18 protein-coding genes are annotated in these 17,013 nt (G+C 70.3%); 11 read left to right on the top strand and 7 right to left on the bottom strand.

Annotated features, from left to right (window positions below):
- Nucleotides 1-3: 3 nt before the first annotated feature.
- Both ACFYO0_RS28285 and ACFYO0_RS28280 read right to left on the bottom strand, forming a co-directional pair.
- The gene (locus ACFYO0_RS28285; protein ID WP_388681497.1) at nucleotides 4-906 is read right to left on the bottom strand and encodes a tetratricopeptide repeat protein; all 903 of its coding nucleotides are present in this window, start codon (nucleotides 904-906) and stop codon (nucleotides 4-6) included.
- An 84-nt stretch (nucleotides 907-990) separates the two neighbouring features.
- Complete coding sequence (locus ACFYO0_RS28280) at nucleotides 991-1,971, bottom strand: GNAT family N-acetyltransferase (RefSeq protein WP_388681495.1); 981 nt, start codon at nucleotides 1,969-1,971, stop codon at nucleotides 991-993.
- A gap of 191 nt (nucleotides 1,972-2,162) precedes the next feature.
- Here ACFYO0_RS28280 and fdxA point away from each other — a divergent pair, with 191 nt between their 5' ends.
- Together fdxA and ACFYO0_RS28270 are read left to right on the top strand one after the other, a co-directional pair.
- Nucleotides 2,163-2,483 (top strand): ferredoxin, encoded by a 321-nt coding sequence (fdxA, locus tag ACFYO0_RS28275; RefSeq protein WP_018089397.1) that lies wholly within the window; start codon nucleotides 2,163-2,165, stop codon nucleotides 2,481-2,483.
- Between the two features lie 121 nt (nucleotides 2,484-2,604).
- Nucleotides 2,605-3,696, top strand: coding sequence for a bifunctional succinyldiaminopimelate transaminase/glutamate-prephenate aminotransferase (locus ACFYO0_RS28270; RefSeq protein ID WP_388681492.1), 1,092 nt, complete (start codon nucleotides 2,605-2,607; stop codon nucleotides 3,694-3,696).
- Between the two features lie 68 nt (nucleotides 3,697-3,764).
- On the opposite strand, the gene ACFYO0_RS28265 is transcribed toward ACFYO0_RS28270, so the two are convergent.
- Together ACFYO0_RS28265 and ACFYO0_RS28260 are read right to left on the bottom strand one after the other, a co-directional pair.
- Nucleotides 3,765-4,229: an ATP-binding protein gene (locus tag ACFYO0_RS28265; RefSeq protein ID WP_388681489.1), complete on the bottom strand. Its 465-nt coding sequence runs from the start codon at nucleotides 4,227-4,229 to the stop codon at nucleotides 3,765-3,767.
- 351 nt (nucleotides 4,230-4,580) lie between these two features.
- Nucleotides 4,581-5,555: a heavy metal transporter gene (locus tag ACFYO0_RS28260; protein WP_388681487.1), complete on the bottom strand. Its 975-nt coding sequence runs from the start codon at nucleotides 5,553-5,555 to the stop codon at nucleotides 4,581-4,583.
- A gap of 107 nt (nucleotides 5,556-5,662) precedes the next feature.
- Here ACFYO0_RS28260 and dapE point away from each other — a divergent pair, with 107 nt between their 5' ends.
- On the top strand, nucleotides 5,663-6,742 hold the full coding sequence (dapE, locus tag ACFYO0_RS28255; RefSeq protein ID WP_388681484.1) for a succinyl-diaminopimelate desuccinylase: 1,080 nt from the start codon (nucleotides 5,663-5,665) through the stop codon (nucleotides 6,740-6,742).
- A gap of 123 nt (nucleotides 6,743-6,865) precedes the next feature.
- Nucleotides 6,866-7,624 carry a TIGR00730 family Rossman fold protein gene (locus ACFYO0_RS28250; protein ID WP_388681481.1) on the top strand — a complete coding sequence of 253 codons (759 nt, stop codon included), beginning with the start codon at nucleotides 6,866-6,868 and terminating at the stop codon, nucleotides 7,622-7,624.
- Between the two features lie 548 nt (nucleotides 7,625-8,172).
- Here the strand turns inward: ACFYO0_RS28250 and folP are convergent.
- Complete coding sequence (folP, locus tag ACFYO0_RS28245; protein WP_388681478.1) at nucleotides 8,173-9,033, bottom strand: dihydropteroate synthase; 861 nt, start codon at nucleotides 9,031-9,033, stop codon at nucleotides 8,173-8,175.
- Nucleotides 9,034-9,213: 180 nt separating this feature from the next.
- Between folP and ACFYO0_RS28240 the strand changes: the two genes are divergently transcribed.
- Together ACFYO0_RS28240 and ACFYO0_RS28235 are read left to right on the top strand one after the other, a co-directional pair.
- On the top strand, nucleotides 9,214-9,564 hold the full coding sequence (locus tag ACFYO0_RS28240) for a DivIVA domain-containing protein (RefSeq protein WP_388681476.1): 351 nt from the start codon (nucleotides 9,214-9,216) through the stop codon (nucleotides 9,562-9,564).
- Nucleotides 9,561-10,142, top strand: coding sequence for a DNA-3-methyladenine glycosylase I (locus tag ACFYO0_RS28235; RefSeq protein WP_388681474.1), 582 nt, complete (start codon nucleotides 9,561-9,563; stop codon nucleotides 10,140-10,142). Before ACFYO0_RS28240 ends, ACFYO0_RS28235 begins: the two co-directional genes overlap by 4 nt.
- 52 nt (nucleotides 10,143-10,194) lie before the next feature.
- On the opposite strand, the gene ACFYO0_RS28230 is transcribed toward ACFYO0_RS28235, so the two are convergent.
- Nucleotides 10,195-11,010 (bottom strand): enoyl-CoA hydratase/isomerase family protein, encoded by an 816-nt coding sequence (locus ACFYO0_RS28230; RefSeq protein ID WP_388681472.1) that lies wholly within the window; start codon nucleotides 11,008-11,010, stop codon nucleotides 10,195-10,197.
- Between the two features lie 367 nt (nucleotides 11,011-11,377).
- On the opposite strand from ACFYO0_RS28230, the gene ACFYO0_RS28225 reads away from it, so the two are divergent.
- Nucleotides 11,378-11,545: a DUF3117 domain-containing protein gene (locus ACFYO0_RS28225; protein WP_003966491.1), complete on the top strand. Its 168-nt coding sequence runs from the start codon at nucleotides 11,378-11,380 to the stop codon at nucleotides 11,543-11,545.
- A 150-nt stretch (nucleotides 11,546-11,695) separates the two neighbouring features.
- On the opposite strand, the gene ACFYO0_RS28220 is transcribed toward ACFYO0_RS28225, so the two are convergent.
- Nucleotides 11,696-12,394, bottom strand: coding sequence for an O-methyltransferase (locus tag ACFYO0_RS28220; RefSeq protein ID WP_344394133.1), 699 nt, complete (start codon nucleotides 12,392-12,394; stop codon nucleotides 11,696-11,698).
- 213 nt (nucleotides 12,395-12,607) lie between these two features.
- Here ACFYO0_RS28220 and sigE point away from each other — a divergent pair, with 213 nt between their 5' ends.
- The 4 genes from sigE (at nucleotide 12,608) to ACFYO0_RS28200 (ending at nucleotide 16,941) form a co-directional block, all read left to right on the top strand.
- On the top strand, nucleotides 12,608-13,309 hold the full coding sequence (sigE, locus tag ACFYO0_RS28215; RefSeq protein ID WP_165341134.1) for an RNA polymerase sigma factor SigE: 702 nt from the start codon (nucleotides 12,608-12,610) through the stop codon (nucleotides 13,307-13,309).
- The gene (locus ACFYO0_RS28210; RefSeq protein WP_388681469.1) at nucleotides 13,306-14,256 is read left to right on the top strand and encodes an anti-sigma factor family protein; all 951 of its coding nucleotides are present in this window, start codon (nucleotides 13,306-13,308) and stop codon (nucleotides 14,254-14,256) included. Before sigE ends, ACFYO0_RS28210 begins: the two co-directional genes overlap by 4 nt.
- Before the next feature lie 139 nt (nucleotides 14,257-14,395).
- Entirely contained in the window at nucleotides 14,396-16,309 is a 1,914-nt protein-coding gene (locus ACFYO0_RS28205; protein WP_388681466.1) for a trypsin-like peptidase domain-containing protein, read from the top strand.
- Nucleotides 16,310-16,494: 185 nt separating this feature from the next.
- Nucleotides 16,495-16,941 (top strand): sec-independent translocase, encoded by a 447-nt coding sequence (locus ACFYO0_RS28200; RefSeq protein ID WP_388681463.1) that lies wholly within the window; start codon nucleotides 16,495-16,497, stop codon nucleotides 16,939-16,941.
- The last annotated feature ends 72 nt before the right edge of the window (nucleotides 16,942-17,013 follow it).

The following is a 17,013-nucleotide window of genomic DNA, read 5'->3' as shown; positions in this document are numbered from 1 at the left end:
GCTTCAGTTGAGCATCGCGCGGGCCGCGCGCGCCTGTTGGCGTACGCGGTCCGCTGCGGGTTCGTCGACCGGGGCCACGATGTCGGCGTACGCGTCGAGTTCTGTCGCGCCTGCCAGGAAGTCACCGTGCTGGACGAGGAGTTGGGCACGGTCGTAGCGGAGGCGGGCGGGGTGGGACGGGAGCAGTAGGGAGAGGTCCACGGCCCACAGGGCGACGTCGCCGCGTTCGGGGCGGGCGGCGGCCCAGGCGCGGATGTTGTTGAGGATGCGCAGGACGACGTCGAGCGGGTCGGCGGGCGTGAGCATCGACGGGTCGAGGGGCGCACCGGTGGCGCCCGCCACGAGCAGCTCCGCGTCGGGGCCGGTCATCACGCGGCCGCCGTCAAAGGGGTCGGCCAGCACTTGCTCCTCGAATTCAGTACTGCGCGAAGCTCCTTGCGGGTCGGTGGTCGGGTGACGGGCGGGAGGCCCGAAGCCGACCACGAAGTGCCCGGGGAGGGCCACCCCGTACACGTGTGCCCCCGCCCTGCGTGCGACCTCCATCCACACGACCGAGAGCAGGATGGGCAGCCCGCGTCGCCGCCGCAGCACCTCGTGCAGGAGCGAGGACTCCAGCCGCTGGTAGTCACCGGCGCTGCCGCGGAACCCGCAGCGCCCGCCGAGATGTTCGGCCAGCGCCGTGGCCCAGGCCTGGGGCCCGCCCGGCCGGAACGGCAACTCCCCGGCCAGCCGGTCCAGTTCGATCTGCGCGGCGTCCATCCCCGCCTCGTCCAGCGCTCCGTCCGCCTCGGCCCCGATGAGCAGGCACAGCGTCGCAAGATCGGGCCGCTCGGCCCGCGCCTCATCAGCGAACCACCGCCGCCATGCGGCGCTCCGCTCCGGCCCTGGAGGATGAGGTGGACCCATAACTGCCTCGTGCCCTTTCACACCGATCGCTACCGCCGCGCGGCTCCAACCACCAGTCTCACCGCACCACCGACCTCCGTCGCGCTACGGCTCCCGGTAGTGGTGGTACGCATGATGCGCCGCGAACCCCATCCCTCCGTACAGCGCCCGCGCCCCTTCGTTGTCCGTCTCCACCTGCAACCAAGCTGCCGAGGCGCCCTCCGACAGGGCCTGGCGGGCCAGTGCGCCCATCACCGTCGTGGCCAGACCCTGACGGCGAAGGGACGGATCCACCTCGAGCGCGGCGAAACCGGCCCAGCGGCCGTCCACCACGCAGCGGCCGATCGCCGCCGGGGAAGCCGGATCGGTGCCGGGCACCGTCGCGAACCACACCGAAGGCCCTCCCCCACTCTCGACTTCCCTCGAGCGGGGGGACCCGCATCCCAGCACCCTGAGGGCCACCTCGCTCATGCCCTTGCGCTGGTAGCGGCTGAGCCATGCCTCGTCCGCCGTGCGGGAGAGGAGCGCCGGACGTGGGGGGTCGGGAAGATCGCCGAGCGGCGCCAGCGCGCCCGTCCACAACTCGGCGCTCACCTCACGCGTCCAACCCCGCCCCTCCAGTTCCGCACACAGCAACTCCTGCGTGCCCTCGGCGCCGGTCGCGGTCTGGACGTACGCGGGCAGACCACGGGCCGCGTACCAGTCCCGTACGAAAGCCAGCGCCTCGTCGAGCGGCAGGCCGGGATCGCCGAGCGGGAGCACCGAGTTCGCCCGCCGGGTAAATCCGGCGGCGGCCCGCAGCTCCCAGTCTCCGAGACGTTCCCGTTCCACCGGCTGCCAGCCCCGCGCGGCGACCCGCGCCAGCTCCTCGTACGACGCCGAAGGGCCCCGGCGACGTGCAGGTGCCGACGGCACCACCTTCCCCGCGACCAGCGACGCTTCCGGGATGCGGACACGTTCCCCGGACCGCCGTGTGATCAGCAGCACACCGTCGTCCCATGATGTGAGAACGCCAACCGTGTCGGTGAACCTCTCACCCTTCGGAGCGTCTTCGTTCAGCTGCCGTACCGAGACACGTTTGCCCACGTCAGCAGGGGTAACACGGACCTCGAGCCGTATATGCGAGGAGAAATCCACAGCTCAGTACAACCCTCCTGTTCGGATCACGCCCGGGAACGGAGATACTAGGTGCGGGCATCGACGACGCCGCGCTCCCGCGCGCCAGGCGGCGGAGCCTGAGGAGGCCCGCCAGCGCCCTATCGAGGAGGAACGACAGCGTGACCTACGTCATCGCGCAGCCTTGTGTCGACGTCAAGGACAAGGCGTGCATCGAGGAGTGCCCGGTCGACTGCATCTACGAGGGCTCCAGGTCCTTGTACATCCACCCGGACGAATGCGTCGACTGCGGAGCCTGTGAGCCGGTCTGCCCGGTCGAGGCGATTTTCTACGAGGACGACACTCCGGAGGAGTGGAAGGACTACTACAAGGCGAACGTCGAATTCTTCGACGAACTCGGCTCGCCCGGCGGCGCCAGCAAGCTCGGCCTGATCGAGCGCGACCACCCCTTCATCGCAGCGCTGCCGCCGCAGAACCAGTAAGCGACGCCCGCATCCGCGTCGCCTCGGTCCCGTACGCCCTGATCGCCTTGATCGCCGTACGGGACCGAGGTGTTTGCCCGAGCGGCCCGGCGCCCTGCCGCCCAAGCAGAAAGTGAACCCCGTGTCCGCAGTCTCCGACCGGCTTCCCACCTTTCCCTGGGACAAGCTGGAGCCCTTCAAGGCGACGGCCCGCGCTCATCCGGAGGGCATCGTCGACTTGTCCGTCGGCACCCCGGTCGACCCGGTTCCCGAGCTGATCCAGAAAGCTCTGGTGGCCGCGGCGGACTCGCCCGGCTATCCCACGGTGTGGGGTACGCCGGAGCTGCGGGACGCGCTCACGGGCTGGTGCGAGCGGAGACTGGGCGCGCGCGGCCTCACCCACCGCAATGTCCTGCCGGTCGTCGGCTCGAAGGAGCTGGTGGCCTGGTTGCCGACCCAGCTGGGCCTGGGACCCGGGGAGAGGGTGGCCTATCCGCGCCTCGCCTACCCGACGTACGAGGTCGGGGCCAGGCTGGCTCGCGCGGATCACGTCTCGTACGAGGATCCGACAGACCTGGACCCGACCGATCTGAAGCTCCTCTGGCTCAACTCTCCCTCGAACCCCACGGGCCGCGTCCTCTCCCAGGACGATCTGACCCGGATCGTCGCCTGGGCGCGCGAGCACGGCATCCTTGTCTTCTCCGACGAGTGCTACCTCGAGCTCGGCTGGGAGGCCGACCCGGTCTCGGTGCTGCACCCGGATGTGTGCGGCGGCTCGTACGAGGGCCTCGTGTCGGTCCACTCGCTCTCGAAGCGGTCGAACCTCGCGGGCTACCGGGCCGCGTTCCTGGCCGGTGACGAGACCGTCCTCGGCGACCTCCTCCAGATCCGCAAGCACGGCGGCATGATGACGCCCGCGCCGACGCAGGCCGCGGTGGTCGCCGCCCTCGGCGACGACACCCACGTGCGCGAACAGCGCGAGCGTTACGCGGCCCGCCGTACGGCCCTGCGAGAGGCTCTGCTGCTGCACGGCTTCCGCATCGAGCACAGCGAGGCGAGCCTGTACCTCTGGGCGACCCGGGACGAGTCCTGCTGGGACACGGTGGCCCACCTGGCGGAGCTGGGCATCCTGGTCGCACCGGGCGACTTCTACGGGCCGGCGGGCGAACGGTTCGTCCGCGTGGCACTGACGGCGACGGATGAGCGGGTACAGGCAGCCGTGGGGCGCCTGTAGGTCTCGTACGTACGGCGAAGGGGTCCAGGTGGTGTGCACCTGGACCCCTTCGCCGTACGAGCGTGGTGTCAGCCGACCGGCAGGGTCTTCGCCGGCAGCGTGTCCGTGCCGGGGAGGCCCCCCTTGGTGAGGCCGTCCGTCGGCAGGGGCGCCCGGCCCGACTTGGCGGTGTCACCGGCCACGTCACTCGCGGAACCGGCGACATCCCCGGCGGCGCGCTGCGCGACGGGCGCCGTCTGCTTGACGGCCTTGCCCGTGGTCTTGACTGCCTTGCCACCCGTCTTGCCCGTGGTCGGCACGGCCTGCTTGACGGCCTTGTTCTTGCCGGCGTCGCTCGCGAGGTCGGTGGTGGTCTGCGTGGCACCGTCGACGGTGGTGCCCGTGTTGTCCAGCGCGGACATCCCGCCGAGGTCGGGGGCAGCGGGCAGCTGGGGCGCCGCGCTGGCGGAGCCGGCCGCACCGACCCCGGCAGCCGCTCCCGCTGCCACGAGCAGCGCGGTACGGGCGATCCGGCGGGTCAGGGGGAGGGACATAATGCTCCTTAGACGGGGAGAATACGGTGAAGTGTGCGACCGGGTCCGGGAGTTGGCGGTGGTCGACTGGATGTCGGCCAACTGGCTGCGGTTGATCGTTCCGGGCTCGGACGCAGTGACTACCGCTCGAAGTCCGCGAAGGTTGCGGTGGCCCGACGTAAAGAGTTGGCAATGCGTCGCATTATCGGCTGTGGAGGAAACCGGGCAAAGAAGCCCCGGTGCGAAAGTCTGCTGAATCCTTACGGCCCTTGATTCCCAAGGGATTCGGTCGGTTCGTGAGTGGCCGGACGAATCCCGTGCGTGCCGTGGACATGGCGCCCACGGGGTCCCTCCAACGGGTGAGGAGCCGTACTACTGCCCCGTGACGATTCGGACTTCGCCTGTGGACTTCCGGGAACTCGAGGCATCTGCGCGCCATTCGCTGCGGGTGTTCCCGGCCGTCCAGGCCCGACCCGCGTACGAGACGCGCTTGATGTGCAGCGCGGAGGCGTTGGCCACCGCCCAGTGCGCCAGCCCCCAGCCCCGCTGCCGCTCGCCGCTCCCGGCGGCCGGGGGGTCGGGGACGGGGATGGTCAAGGTGCGGGGGCTCACGGGACCGCCCGCACCGGTGGACGCATCCGACGGCGTGGCGCCCGCGGTCGGCTTCAGCTTCCGCTCCGCACCCGCCTCTTGGAACATGTCCTGCCCGAAGTCCCGTACCAGCGCGGCGCGCACCGCGTCCGGTCCGCCGGGCCGCGTCTCCGGGCGCCCTTCACAGGTGAGCGTGCCCGCCGCGCGCCCCGTCAGTGCCGCGGCCAGCAGGGTGGCGTCCGTTTCATGCTTCGCATACGCGTCCGGGAAGCCACTGCGCTGCACGCGCTGGGCGGCGACGGTGAGCGGCAGCTCCGAGTAGTCCGGCACCTTGGCCAGGTGCTCGTAGAACTCGCCCGCCGCGTACGCCGGGTCCATGACCTGCGTCTGTGTGCCCCAGCCCTGCGAGGGCCGCTGCTGGAACAGGCCCAGCGAGTCGCGGTCGCCGTGGTCGATGTTGCGCAGGCCGGACTCCTGGAGCGCCGTCGCGAGGGCGATCGTGACGGCGCGCTCGGGCATGCCGCGGTTGGTGCCGACCACCGAGATCGTCGCCGCGTTCACCGCCTGCTCCGCCGTGAACTCGTATGACACGCCGTCGCCTCTGTCCGAGACGACCGTGCACCGCGGAGTGCCCGTGCCCCCGGAGACGTACTGGAAGGTGAGGTACGCCGCGAGGGCGAGCAGCATCGCAAGGGCCGTGCCGAAACGGGGGAGGCGGCGGCGACGGCGGTTACTGATGGGTTCACGCACGCCCATCAAGGTAGCGAAGGGCGAGGGGTGGATGACGGGACTATGGACATTTGGTCAACAAGCTGTGGGGGATGTCTCCAAGCCGACCGAGGGCCCGCGCTAGGGTCGACGGCATGGCCGACACCCCGCTTGACCTCACCCTTGACGCCGCCCGGCTCACCGCGCAGCTTGTCGACCTCCCTTCGGAGAGCGGCAGCGAGAAGCCCCTCGCGGACGCCGTCGAGACCGCGCTGCGTGCCCTGCCGCATCTGACGGTCGACCGGTACGGCAACAACGTCGTCGCCCGTACGCATCTGGGGCGGGCCGAGCGCGTGATCCTCGCCGGGCACATCGACACGGTGCCGATCGCCGGCAACGTGCCCTCGCGCCTGGACGAGGACGGCGTGCTGTGGGGCTGCGGTACCTGCGACATGAAGGCGGGTGTCGCCGTGCAGTTGCGTATCGCGGCCACTGTGCCCGAGCCCAATCGAGACCTCACATTCGTCTTCTACGACAACGAAGAGGTGGCCGCTCACCTCAACGGTCTGAAGCATGTGGCCGAAGCCCATCCGGACTGGCTGGAGGGCGACTTCGCGGTTCTGCTGGAGCCCTCGGACGGGCAGGTGGAGGGCGGCTGCCAGGGGACGCTCCGGGTGCTGCTGAAGACGCGGGGCGAGCGGGCCCACTCGGCGCGGAGCTGGATGGGCTCGAACGCGATCCACGCGGCCGCCCCGATCCTTGCGCGCCTGGCCTCCTACGAGCCGCGGTATCCGGTCATCGACGGGCTGGAGTACCGCGAGGGGCTCAATGCCGTCCGGATCGAGGGCGGAGTGGCGGGCAACGTCATCCCCGACGAGTGCGTGGTCGCCGTCAACTTCCGTTATGCGCCCGACCGTAGCGAGGAGGAGGCGTTGGCCCATGTGCACGAGGTGTTCGCGGACTGCGGGATCGAGGAGTTCGTGGTCGACGACCACAGCGGGGCCGCGCTGCCCGGTCTGTCCCACCCGGCGGCCGTCGCGTTCACCGAGGCGGTCGGTGGCACTCCGCAGCCCAAGTACGGCTGGACGGACGTCTCCCGCTTCAGCGCGCTCGGCGTCCCCGCTGTCAACTACGGTCCCGGGAACCCGCACTTGGCACACAAGCGTGATGAACGGGTCGAAACGGGGAAGATCCTGGCGGGGGAGGAACGCCTGCGGGCCTGGCTGACGTCCTGACCCGTACGTGAGGGCCTGCCCCGTACTTGAGGGCGGTTCATGGCGGACATGCCGGCGTCCCCCCTCCGTAACCCGCGTAGACCTACGCTGGGGTGGAACGACCTGCAAGCGGAGGGAGCGGACATGGCTACTGGCGACCCGGAGGGCAAGAAGCGGCCACCGGAGGAGCAGCAGCTCGGCCCCGTGTTGCGCAGGCGAGGCCAGGTGCAGGCGAGCACGACGGACCAGCGGCTCCTGGACGCGGGCGGGCCCTCGGACTGGGTGCACACCGACCCCTGGCGGGTGCTGCGCATCCAGTCGGAGTTCATCGAGGGTTTCGGCACGCTGGCCGAACTCCCGCCCGCGATCAGTGTGTTCGGCTCGGCCCGTACGCCCGCGGGGTCGCCGGAGTACGAGGCCGGGGTCGCGCTCGGCCGGGGGCTGGTGGAGGCCGGGTTCGCGGTCATCACGGGTGGTGGGCCGGGTGCCATGGAGGCCGCCAACAAGGGCGCATGCGAGGCGAGGGGTATCTCGGTCGGGCTCGGCATCGAGCTGCCCTTCGAGCAGGGGCTGAACCCGTACGTCGACATCGGGCTGAACTTCCGCTACTTCTTCGTGCGCAAGATGATGTTCGTCAAGTACGCGCAGGGGTTCGTGGTCCTGCCCGGTGGCCTCGGCACGCTGGACGAGCTGTTCGAGGCGCTGACTCTGGTTCAGACCCAGAAGGTCACGCGCTTCCCCATCGTTCTCTTCGGTACGGAGTACTGGGGCGGGCTGGTCGACTGGCTCAAGAACACCCTCATCGCCCAGGGGAAGGCGTCGGAACAGGACTTGCTGTTGTTCCACCTGACGGATGACGTGGATGAGGCGGTGGCGTTGGTGTCCAAGGAGGCGGGGAGGTAGGGGGAGGGGTTGTTTCGCCCCCGCCGCCCCTTCCCATTCCCGTCCCCTGAGCTTCGCCCCAGGCCCCACCAGGGGCTGCGCCCCCCCGGACCTCCATCGGCCTGACGGCCTCGTCCTCAAGCGCCGGACGGGCTGATTGATGCCGGCCTGGGCTGCAGAGTTCCGCCTGAGCGGCGGAATCTCAGCTGCCGAATTCAACCTGGGGTCGTTCAACCTGGGGTCGCGAAAATTCGGCCCCCTGGGGGCACCTCCCAGCAGTAGCTGGGGGGAGGGGCGGGGGTCCGGGGGCGGAGCCCTGAGGGGCCTGGGGCAGTGCCCGTCGGCAGCGCGGCCGGCACGCCGAAGGCCCGCCTCGTACACGGTGTCGGCCTCTGCCACCGCTTCTCTTGTGGGGCTCGGTGGCGGAGCCCCCATGGCAGTCCGGGGCGCGCAGCCCCGAAGGGAGTCTGGGGGCGCAGCCACCAGCGAGGCTCTGGGGCTGGCCCCAGGGATGGGACGGGTAGGGGCGGCGGGGGCGAAGAGCCCTCCCCGGCGGCACCCCGGCAGGACTACGCCAGCCCTCGACGGGCAACCGCCGGCGGCCGATGGCCGGCGATCGACGCCACCATGTCCAGGATCTGGCGGGTCTCGGCGACCTCGTGGACGCGGTACACCCGCGCCCCCAGCCATGCCGAGACGGCCGTCGTGGCGAGGGTCCCGAGGACCCGTTCCTTGACCGGCTTGTCCAAGGTCTCGCCGACGAAGTCCTTGTTGGAGAGGGAGACCAGCACGGGCCACCCCGTCGAAACCATCTCGCCCAGCCGACGCGTGGCCTCGAGACTGTGCCGCGTGTTCTTTCCGAAGTCGTGCCCGGGATCGATGAGCACGGACTCCCGCGGCACCCCGAGCGAGACCGCCCGCTCGGCCAGCCCACGGGTGACCGACAAGATGTCGGCCATGACATCGTCGTAGGCGACCCGATGCGGCCGCGTACGAGGCCGCGCACCCCCCGCGTGCGTACACACCAGCCCCACCCCGAACCGCCCGGCGACCTCCGCGAGCCGCGGATCGACTCCGCCCCACGCGTCGTTGAGCAGATCCGCACCCGCCTCGCAGACCGCCTCACCGACCTCGTGCCGCCAGGTGTCGACGCTGATGATCACGTCGGGGAACCGACGCCGCACCTCGGCGACGAAATCGACCGTGCGTCGCGCCTCCTCCTCGGCCGTCACCTCCTCCCCGGGCCCGGCCTTGACCCCACCGATGTCGATGATGGCCGCGCCCTCTGACACCGCCTCCGCCACGCGTGCGAGCGCCGGCTCGTCGCGGAAGGTGGCCCCCTGGTCGTAGAAGGAGTCGGGGGTCCGGTTCACGATCGCCATGATCACCGGCTCATGCGCGTCGAACTCGCGCCTGCCCAGCCTGAGCATCCCCTGTGACCTCTCCCAGTCGTTCGCAGTGGTCGCCGTTCCGCCACCTGGATCGGCCGCCTGTGACCCTAACTGTCAGAGTCGCATGGCACGATCGAAGCCTGACACTTTCCGCGTCGACGCGTACCGCGTCGGCAACAGCCGGCGGCAGCCGGCGGCAGAGCGTGGGGGACCGCAGCGATGTTCATGTTCTTGTTCCTGGTCGTCGCCCTCGTCGTGGTCGTCGGCGCGGTGACCCTCTCCGTGGTGGGCGGCGGCGACGGCACCGCCCTCCCCGAGGCCCCGCCCGAGCACTTCGTGGATCCCCTGCCCCTGGACCGCCCGGTGCACCGCGGCGACGTGGAACTGATGCGCTTCCCGGTGACCGTCCGCGGCTACCGCATGGCGGACGTCGACGACGCCCTGGGTCGCCTCGCCGCCGAACTGGCCGAGCGCGACGCCCGGATCGCCGACCTGGAGTCCGCGCTGGCCGGAGCCAGGGCGGACCTGGACGTCTCCCTGGACAAGCACACGGAGGACGACCACCGGTGAGCGAGGCACTGAAGGGACCCGACGGAGCGCTGCGCTGCCCCTGGGCCCTGTCGACCGAGGACTACGTGACGTACCACGATCAGGAGTGGGGCCGCCCGGTCCACGGCGACGACGCGCTGTACGAGCGGCTGTGCCTGGAGGCCTTCCAGTCGGGCCTGTCCTGGATCACGATCCTGCGCCGCCGTGAGGGCTTCCGCGCGGCCTTCGCCGACTTCAAGATCGCCGAGGTGGCCACCTTCACGGACGCCGACAAGGCGCGGCTCCTCGCCGACCCCGGGATCATCCGCAACAGGGCCAAGATCGAGGCGACGGTAGCCAATGCGCGCGCGCTGGCGGACTGGGCACCGGGCGAGCTGGACGAGCTGATCTGGTCGTACGCGCCGGACCCGACAACCCGCCCCGCGCCGAAGACCCTCGCCGATGTCCCGGCGGTGACAGACGAGTCCACGGCCCTCTCCAAGGCTCTGAAGAAGCGCGGCATCCGCTTCGTGGGCCCGACGACGGCGTACGCGCTGATGCAAGCGTGCGGCCTGGTGGACGACCACTTGCTGGATTGCGTGGCCAGGAGCGCCCCATAGGGACGAGGGACTGCGGACCAGCCACAGCCGGTCCGCAGTCTCCATGGGAGCCTCATCGACCCAGATACTTCGGCTTCTCCTTGTTGACGAACGCCTGCACGGCGATCACGTGATCCTCCGACGCCCCCGCCCGCGTCTGCAGTTCGTCCTCCTTCTCCAGGGCCTCGTCCAGGGAGTGGGACAGGGCGTAGGAGAGGGATTCCTTGAGCGCGGCGTACGCGAGCGTCGGCCCCTCGGCCAGAGTGCGGGCCACCTTCACGGCCTCGGCGGCCAGCTCGGCTGCGGGGACGAGGCGGTTGGCGATGCCGAGTTCGTACGCCTCCTGGGCCGTGATGCTGCGGGGGAAGAGCAGCAGATCGGCGGCCCGGCCGGGGCCGACAATGCGCGGCAGCGTCCAGGAGAGGCCCGAGTCGGCAGTCAGCGCGACCCCGGCGAACGAGGTGTTGAAGGAGGCCGTATCGGCGACGATGCGGTAGTCCGCGGCGAGCGCGAAGCCGAAACCTGCGCCGGCAGCGACACCGTTGACGGCCGCCACCACGGGCTTCGCCGCCCCGGTCAGGGCCCGCAGGGTCGGGTTGTAGTGCTCCCGCACCGTGCTCATGACGCCCCCGCCGTCCTGCTCGGCGGCCGACTCGCGCAGCGCGAGCAGCCCGCCGACGTGCTCTTTCAGGTCCTGGCCCACGCAGAAGGCCCGGTCACCGGCGGCGGTGAGCAGCACGGCCCGTACGGAGTCGTCCGCCGCTGCCGCCTGCGCCGCGTCCCGGAAGGCGACCTTGGTCTCGGTGTTCATCGCGTTCATCGCCTCGGGGCGGTTCAGCGTGATCGTCGCGAGTCCGTCGCTCACCTCGTAGAGCACGGTGTCGGCCATGGTGGGTCCCCTCCGGTGTCACGGCTTCGTCGTCGTCTTCGTCGTCGTTTCGTGGTCGTCCGAGGACAGCATGGCGTAGATCACGAGGAGTGGGCTGCGTTCAGACATGTGACCTGCGTCAAAGAATTCCGGCGCCCGAAAGTCGATGCGGCGGCGCAGTATCGCAGTCACATCGCCGAATTGAGTGGTTTTGCTCAAGCGCGTTGCGCAAGCGATGCCGACTGATGTTGGTCATCGGGTCCTGAGATGCGGGATAATGGCTTGGAAGCAATGTGTTCGATGCCGGTGACGCGTGTCCTGCAAGAGGACGTGTGCCCTCGAAGGGGCCGTCGGCGACGATGAGCTGGTTTCAGGAAGGGGAACGAGCATGGCGGCCATGAAGCCGCGGACGGGTGATGGCCCGCTCGAGGTGACCAAGGAGGGGCGGGGCATCGTCATGCGCGTTCCGCTCGAAGGCGGCGGTCGACTCGTCGTCGAGCTGACCCCTGACGAGGCCGACGCGCTCGGCGACGCCCTCAAGAAGGTCGTCGGCTGACGCGGGAGCGACGAAAAGGTTTTTGAGTCGCCCCGGCACCGCGGTTGGTGCCGGGGCGCTGTCGTTCCAGGGTTACGTGACTGACGTACGCCCAGGGTGTTCGTGCACGTCATCGGTGAAGGCGGGAAGGCGGGAAGGCGGCGCGACGGCTCAGCGCTTGACCGCACACAGCAGGCCGTCGCCGACCGGCAGTAGCGAAGGCACCAGGTCCTGGTTCTCGCGGACCGTGCGAAGCAGCTCGCGCTGGCGCAGTACCTCCGTCGGCTGCGGGCCCGAGTCCACTGTCCGGCCGTTGGAGAAGACGCCTTCGAAACAGACAAGGCCGCCGGGGCGCAGCAGGCGCAACGATTCAGCGAGATAGTCCAGATATTCCAGGCGGTCGCCGTCGCAGAAGACGAGGTCGTATCCGGAGTCTGCCAGCCGGGGCAGAACATCCAGGGCGCGGCCCGGAATGATGCGCGCGCGATTACTGGCGAAGCCGGCGGCTCGGAAGGCCTGCCGGGCGAACTGCTGGCGCTCCGGCTCCGTGTCTACGGTGGTCAGTACACCGTCCGGCCGCATGCCGTGCAGCAAATGAATTCCGGAGACTCCGGTTCCGGTTCCGATCTCCGCCACCGCCTTCGCACCCACGGTGGCGGCGAGCAACCGCAGTGCGGCGCCGGTGCCGGGCGACACCGAGCGCAGCCCTGCCTCCCGGGCCCGGTCCCGGGCCCAGCGGAGCGCGTCCTCCTCGGCGACAAAGGCGTCGGCGAACGCCCAGCTCGTCTGCCGGTTGCCGCTAATGGCCCTCTCCCGTCCCCGTGGTTGCCTGGGCGTGACTGTATCCGTTGCCGTCGGGAACCCGCAGATGGGACCGGGCGTTTAGAGGGGTGCGGAACGACGCGGGGGTAGCCGATGGACAAGGACGCCGAGCAAGTGCTGACGCAATCGCGGAAGCGCGTATCAATTTCTCGTAAAACCGCTTATCCGGAGCTAACGGGCGAGGTGGCTATGGTAGGGGCTCCACTGGACACCACCAGAGCCGACAGGGGAGGTGCGGCTGCGCCTGGGGATCGAGGAGGGGTGCTGAGGCGCCTGCTCAGATCGGCGGGTGAGCCGAAATCCGTGACCGACACCGCTGACAAGTACCGCGCTGCCGATTCCGCTCAGACCGCGACCTTCACGTCCGACGCGGACTCGCAGGCGTGGACTCCGCCCACCTGGGAGGAGATCGTCAGCATGCACAGTGGCCGGGTCTACCGGCTCGCATATCGCCTGACGGGCAACCAGCACGATGCCGAGGACCTGACCCAGGAAGTCTTCGTCCGGGTCTTCCGCTCCCTGTCCACCTACACGCCCGGCACCTTCGAGGGCTGGCTGCACCGCATCACCACCAACCTCTTCCTGGACATGGTGCGCCGCAAGCAGCGCATCCGGTTCGACGCGCTCGGCGACGACGCGGCCGAGCGGCTGCCCAGCCGTGAGCCATCACCGCAGCAGGTCTTCAACGACACGCATTTCGACGCGGACGTCCAGCAGGCACTCGACACCCTCGCGCCCGAATTCCGTGCCGCGGTCGTCCTGTGTGACATCGAGGGGCTTTCGTACGAGGAGATCGCCGCGACCCTGGGCGTCAAGCTCGGCACGGTCCGCAGCCGGATCCACCGCGGCCGCTCGCAGCTCCGCAAGGCCCTTGCCCACCGGTCGCCCGAGGCCCGCGCCGAGCGCCGTGGCCTGGTCGTCACCGGAGTGCCCGCTCTGGGAGGAGGGGGCGCGACCGCGTGAGTGGATCACGTCCTACGCCGGCAGAGCAGCACCTGGGAGACCGACTCTCCGCCCTGGTGGACGGAGAGCTCGGTCATGAGGCGCGTGAGCGCGTCCTGGCCCACCTCGCGACCTGTGCGAAGTGCAAGGCCGAGGCCGATGAGCAACGACGACTGAAGAACGTATTCGCGGAAGTGGCTCCACCTCCGCCCTCCGAGAGCTTCCTGGCCCGCCTCCAGGGGCTGCCCGGGGGAAATGACGGGGACGGGGGTGGCTCCCGGCTGAGCGGAGGACGCTTCGGCTCGTCCGGTGCCTTCGGCGTGAAGCAGGACCCGGGCTTCGGTGTGCGGCACGACCCGTTCGAGTATGTGCCGAGCGGCCCGCATGCCGCAGTGCTGCCCTCGGAGCAGCGCGGGTTCCGCATCCATGACATCAGCAGACGTGAAGCTGACCGCTCGGCCTCACGCGGGCTGCGCTTCGCGTTCGTGGCGGCCGGGGCCGTATCGCTGGCCGCGGTCGCACTCGGCGGGGTGTCGACCGGTGTGCCCGACAGCGTGGACGCACGGGGCGGGTCCGGCTCGGGCAGCAATGTGACCCCGGCGCGTACGCAGGGCACGGGAGCGTCGACGACACCCGAGCAGCGCCGCCGTGGCTTTGCGCCGCTGCTCGCACAAGGACAGCGTTCCTTCACCGCGGAGCAGGTCGCGCCGACCGCGGTGTCCGCACCGCTGCTGCCCGGAGCGCACCCGCCGCTCGGGCAGCAGGAATCGCGTCCGCCGCATGCGCTGACCGCTCCCATGGTGGCCGGCGCCGCCGCGATGTCCCCGTTCATACGTCCCCTGGACACGCCCCCACCGGTCACGCTGACCTCGTGGTCGACGGCGTCTCAGTTCTCGACGCCCGGTCTGTCGGCCGTCGTGCCGCTGCCCGAGTCGTCTGCCTCGCCCTCGCCTCCCTCCGCCCGCTGAACCCGCCCCCTGCGCGACGGCTGGTGAACCTGGTTGAATCCAGGGATGGGCCGCGCCTGCCGGAGGGACCCGGGGCGCGGAGTCGACAATCCGCGGCGCCCGCCGACGTGCCGGGCCGCGGGCCAGGTGTGGGGAGAGCATGGACGAGGGGAAGCAGTCCGCTTCCGCGGGGAACGGGACGAATCCATCCACGCCTGATGGCTCCCCGACCCCGATCGGGCACACGGAGAACGCCGCGAGCGGGCTCCGCAGTGAGAACACCGAGGGCGACTTCGAACTGGAGCGGCCCGCGAGCGCCGCGCCGGTCGCGTCGGACGAGGTCCGCGGCGGCGCAAGCACGTCTGCCGGCCGCGCACCCGTTGACGGCACGCCTGCTGACCATGTGCCCGCGGACCGTGCGCCCGGTGGGCGGGCCCAGCCTCTGCACGATCCGGATCCGTACAGCACGCCTCCGTACGGGGAGCCTGGGCCCTACGCGCCCGCGCCGCCGGTGCAGCATCCGGGGACGACTCCCGCGCAGGGTACGGCCGTTCCTGCGGCGACACCGGGGCACGGCACCGGCACGCACCGGGCGACCGCCGGCCATGGTGTGCCCGGACAGGCCGTGACTCCGCCGCCTCAGAACGGTTCTGCCGGAGCCGCGGTTCCGACGCACGGCACTGCCGCGCCCGGAGCGGACCCCGCCCACGGCACCCACGTGCCCGCCGCCCCCGCAGCGCCCGTTCTGCCCGGCCCTCGCCCGGACCAGGTCCATGCTCACCATCCGAGCCCGGCCCCGGATCACCAAGCCCAAGTCCAACAGCCTCACGCCCCGGCCCAAGTCCCGCAGTTCCCTCATGTCCCTCAAGCCCCCCAACCCTCCATTCCCTGGCAGCACTACGACCCCTGGGCCGTCGCCCCCCTCCAGCAGAACGGGGCCGTCGTCGACAGCAAGAGCAGCCGGCGTGGACGGGGCAGGCGGCTGCTGGTTCTCGGAGCCGTGCTCATCGCTCTGGTGTCCGGAGGCCTTGGCGGCGCCGTAGGGGCGTATCTCGAGCGGAACGGGGGGATCGAGGACATAGAGCTGCCGCAGGCCGGGACGGAGGCCAAGGGGCGGGCGCCGGACAGCGTGGCCGGGATCGCGGCCAGTGCGCTGCCCAGCGTGGTGACCCTGCATGTGAGCGGGTCCGAGGCGCAGGGCACGGGCACCGGCTTCGTGCTCGACGAGCGCGGACACATCCTCACCAACCATCACGTCGTGGAGCCCGCCGGAGCGGGCGGCGACATCTCCGTGACCTTCAGCGGAGGCGAGAGCGCCAAGGCCAAGCTGGTCGGCGGCGACACCGGTTACGACCTCGCCGTGGTGAAGGTGAGCGGGGTCAGCGGCCTCAAGCCCCTGCCGCTCGGCAACTCCGACAACGTCCAGGTCGGCGACCCGGTGGTGGCCATAGGGGCACCGTTCGACCTCGAGAACACCGTGACCTCCGGGATCATCAGCGCCAAGGAGCGGCCGATCACCGCGGGCGGCGAGTCGGGCGACGGCAGCGACGTCTCGTATGTCGACGCCCTGCAGACCGACGCCCCGATCAACCCCGGCAACTCGGGTGGTCCCCTCGTGGACTCCAAGGCCCGCGTCATCGGCATCAACAGCGCCATCCGCTCCGCCGACAGCGGCTCCGACCTGGAGGGCGGCCAGTCCGGATCGATCGGACTGGGCTTCGCCATCCCCATCAACCAGGGCAAGCGCGTGGCCGAGGAGCTGATCAACACCGGCAAGGCCACGCACCCGGTGATCGGTGTCAGGCTCGACATGGATTACACGGGCGACGGCGCCCGCGTCGGCACCAGGGGCGGCGACGGCCCGCCGGTCACCAAGGGCGGCCCCGGCGACCGGGCCGGCATCAAGGCGGGCGACGTCATCACCGAGGTCGACGGCCGGCCCGTCCGCTCCGGTGAGGAGCTCATCGTCAAAACCCGCGCCCACCGCCCCGGCGACCGTCTGGAGCTGACCGTGGAGCGCGACGGCAAGGAGCGGACGGTCTCCCTCGTCCTCGGCTCCGCCGATGGCGACTGACAGGCCCAGAGGGGACAACAAGCGACGGGAACCCACAGGAACCCATCACGAACTGACAGCAACGGCACGAGTAGAACGCCGGGACAGTACCGGACAGACAGGAACGCCGGGTACCGTGGATCCGGCCCGGACCACGGAAGAATCCCGCCGAGGCCGAGGCCGAGGACATCCCAAGGAGCTGCAAGGTGTTCAATGACATAGGAGCCCTCGAGCTGGTGGCGCTCGTTGTCCTTGCCGTGCTCGTCTTCGGCCCGGAGAAGCTCCCGAAGATGATCCAGGACGTCACGCGCACCATTCGCAAGATCCGCGAGTTCTCGGAGAGCGCCAAGGCGGACATCCGTGAGGAGCTGGGCCCCGAGTTCAAGGACTTCGAGTTCGAGGACCTCAACCCCAAGACGTTCATCCGCAAGCAGCTGGACAACGACGACCTGGGGCTCAAGGAGATCCGTAACGGCTTCGACCTGAAGAAGGAGATGGCCGAGGTCACGGACGCGGTGCACGGCCGCGAGGCGGAGTCCGCCTCATCCTCCTCCACCACCTCCTCGGCCTCCGGCGGCACCGTCGACATGACGAAGAAGCGCGAGAAGCTCGAGCCGGCCGAGCGCCCCCCGTTCGACGCGGACGCGACCTGAGGCGTGCACCGACCTGAGGCGTACGCCCCCCGAGCCGTTTGCCTCCGAGCTCCAAGCCCCCCGCGCCACCGA

It is taken from the genome of Streptomyces sp. NPDC006365 (genome assembly GCF_042870755.1).
Taxonomy (GTDB): domain Bacteria; phylum Actinomycetota; class Actinomycetes; order Streptomycetales; family Streptomycetaceae; genus Streptomyces; species Streptomyces xiangluensis.
Note: the sequence above shows the minus strand (reverse complement) of the source record. Positions and strands in the feature narration are given on the sequence as shown.

Coding starts and splice junctions, on each gene's coding strand:
- ACFYO0_RS28285 (WP_388681497.1), bottom strand. CDS start 906: ATGGGTCCACCTCATCCTCCAGGGCCGGAGCGGAGCGCCGCATGGCGG.
- ACFYO0_RS28265 (WP_388681489.1), bottom strand. CDS start 4,229: ATGTCCCTCCCCCTGACCCGCCGGATCGCCCGTACCGCGCTGCTCGTG.
- ACFYO0_RS28260 (WP_388681487.1), bottom strand. CDS start 5,555: ATGGGCGTGCGTGAACCCATCAGTAACCGCCGTCGCCGCCGCCTCCCC.
- dapE (WP_388681484.1), top strand. CDS start 5,663: ATGGCCGACACCCCGCTTGACCTCACCCTTGACGCCGCCCGGCTCACC.
- ACFYO0_RS28250 (WP_388681481.1), top strand. CDS start 6,866: ATGGCTACTGGCGACCCGGAGGGCAAGAAGCGGCCACCGGAGGAGCAG.
- folP (WP_388681478.1), bottom strand. CDS start 9,033: ATGCTCAGGCTGGGCAGGCGCGAGTTCGACGCGCATGAGCCGGTGATC.
- ACFYO0_RS28240 (WP_388681476.1), top strand. CDS start 9,214: ATGTTCATGTTCTTGTTCCTGGTCGTCGCCCTCGTCGTGGTCGTCGGC.
- ACFYO0_RS28230 (WP_388681472.1), bottom strand. CDS start 11,010: ATGGCCGACACCGTGCTCTACGAGGTGAGCGACGGACTCGCGACGATC.
- ACFYO0_RS28225 (WP_003966491.1), top strand. CDS start 11,378: ATGGCGGCCATGAAGCCGCGGACGGGTGATGGCCCGCTCGAGGTGACC.
- ACFYO0_RS28205 (WP_388681466.1), top strand. CDS start 14,396: ATGGACGAGGGGAAGCAGTCCGCTTCCGCGGGGAACGGGACGAATCCA.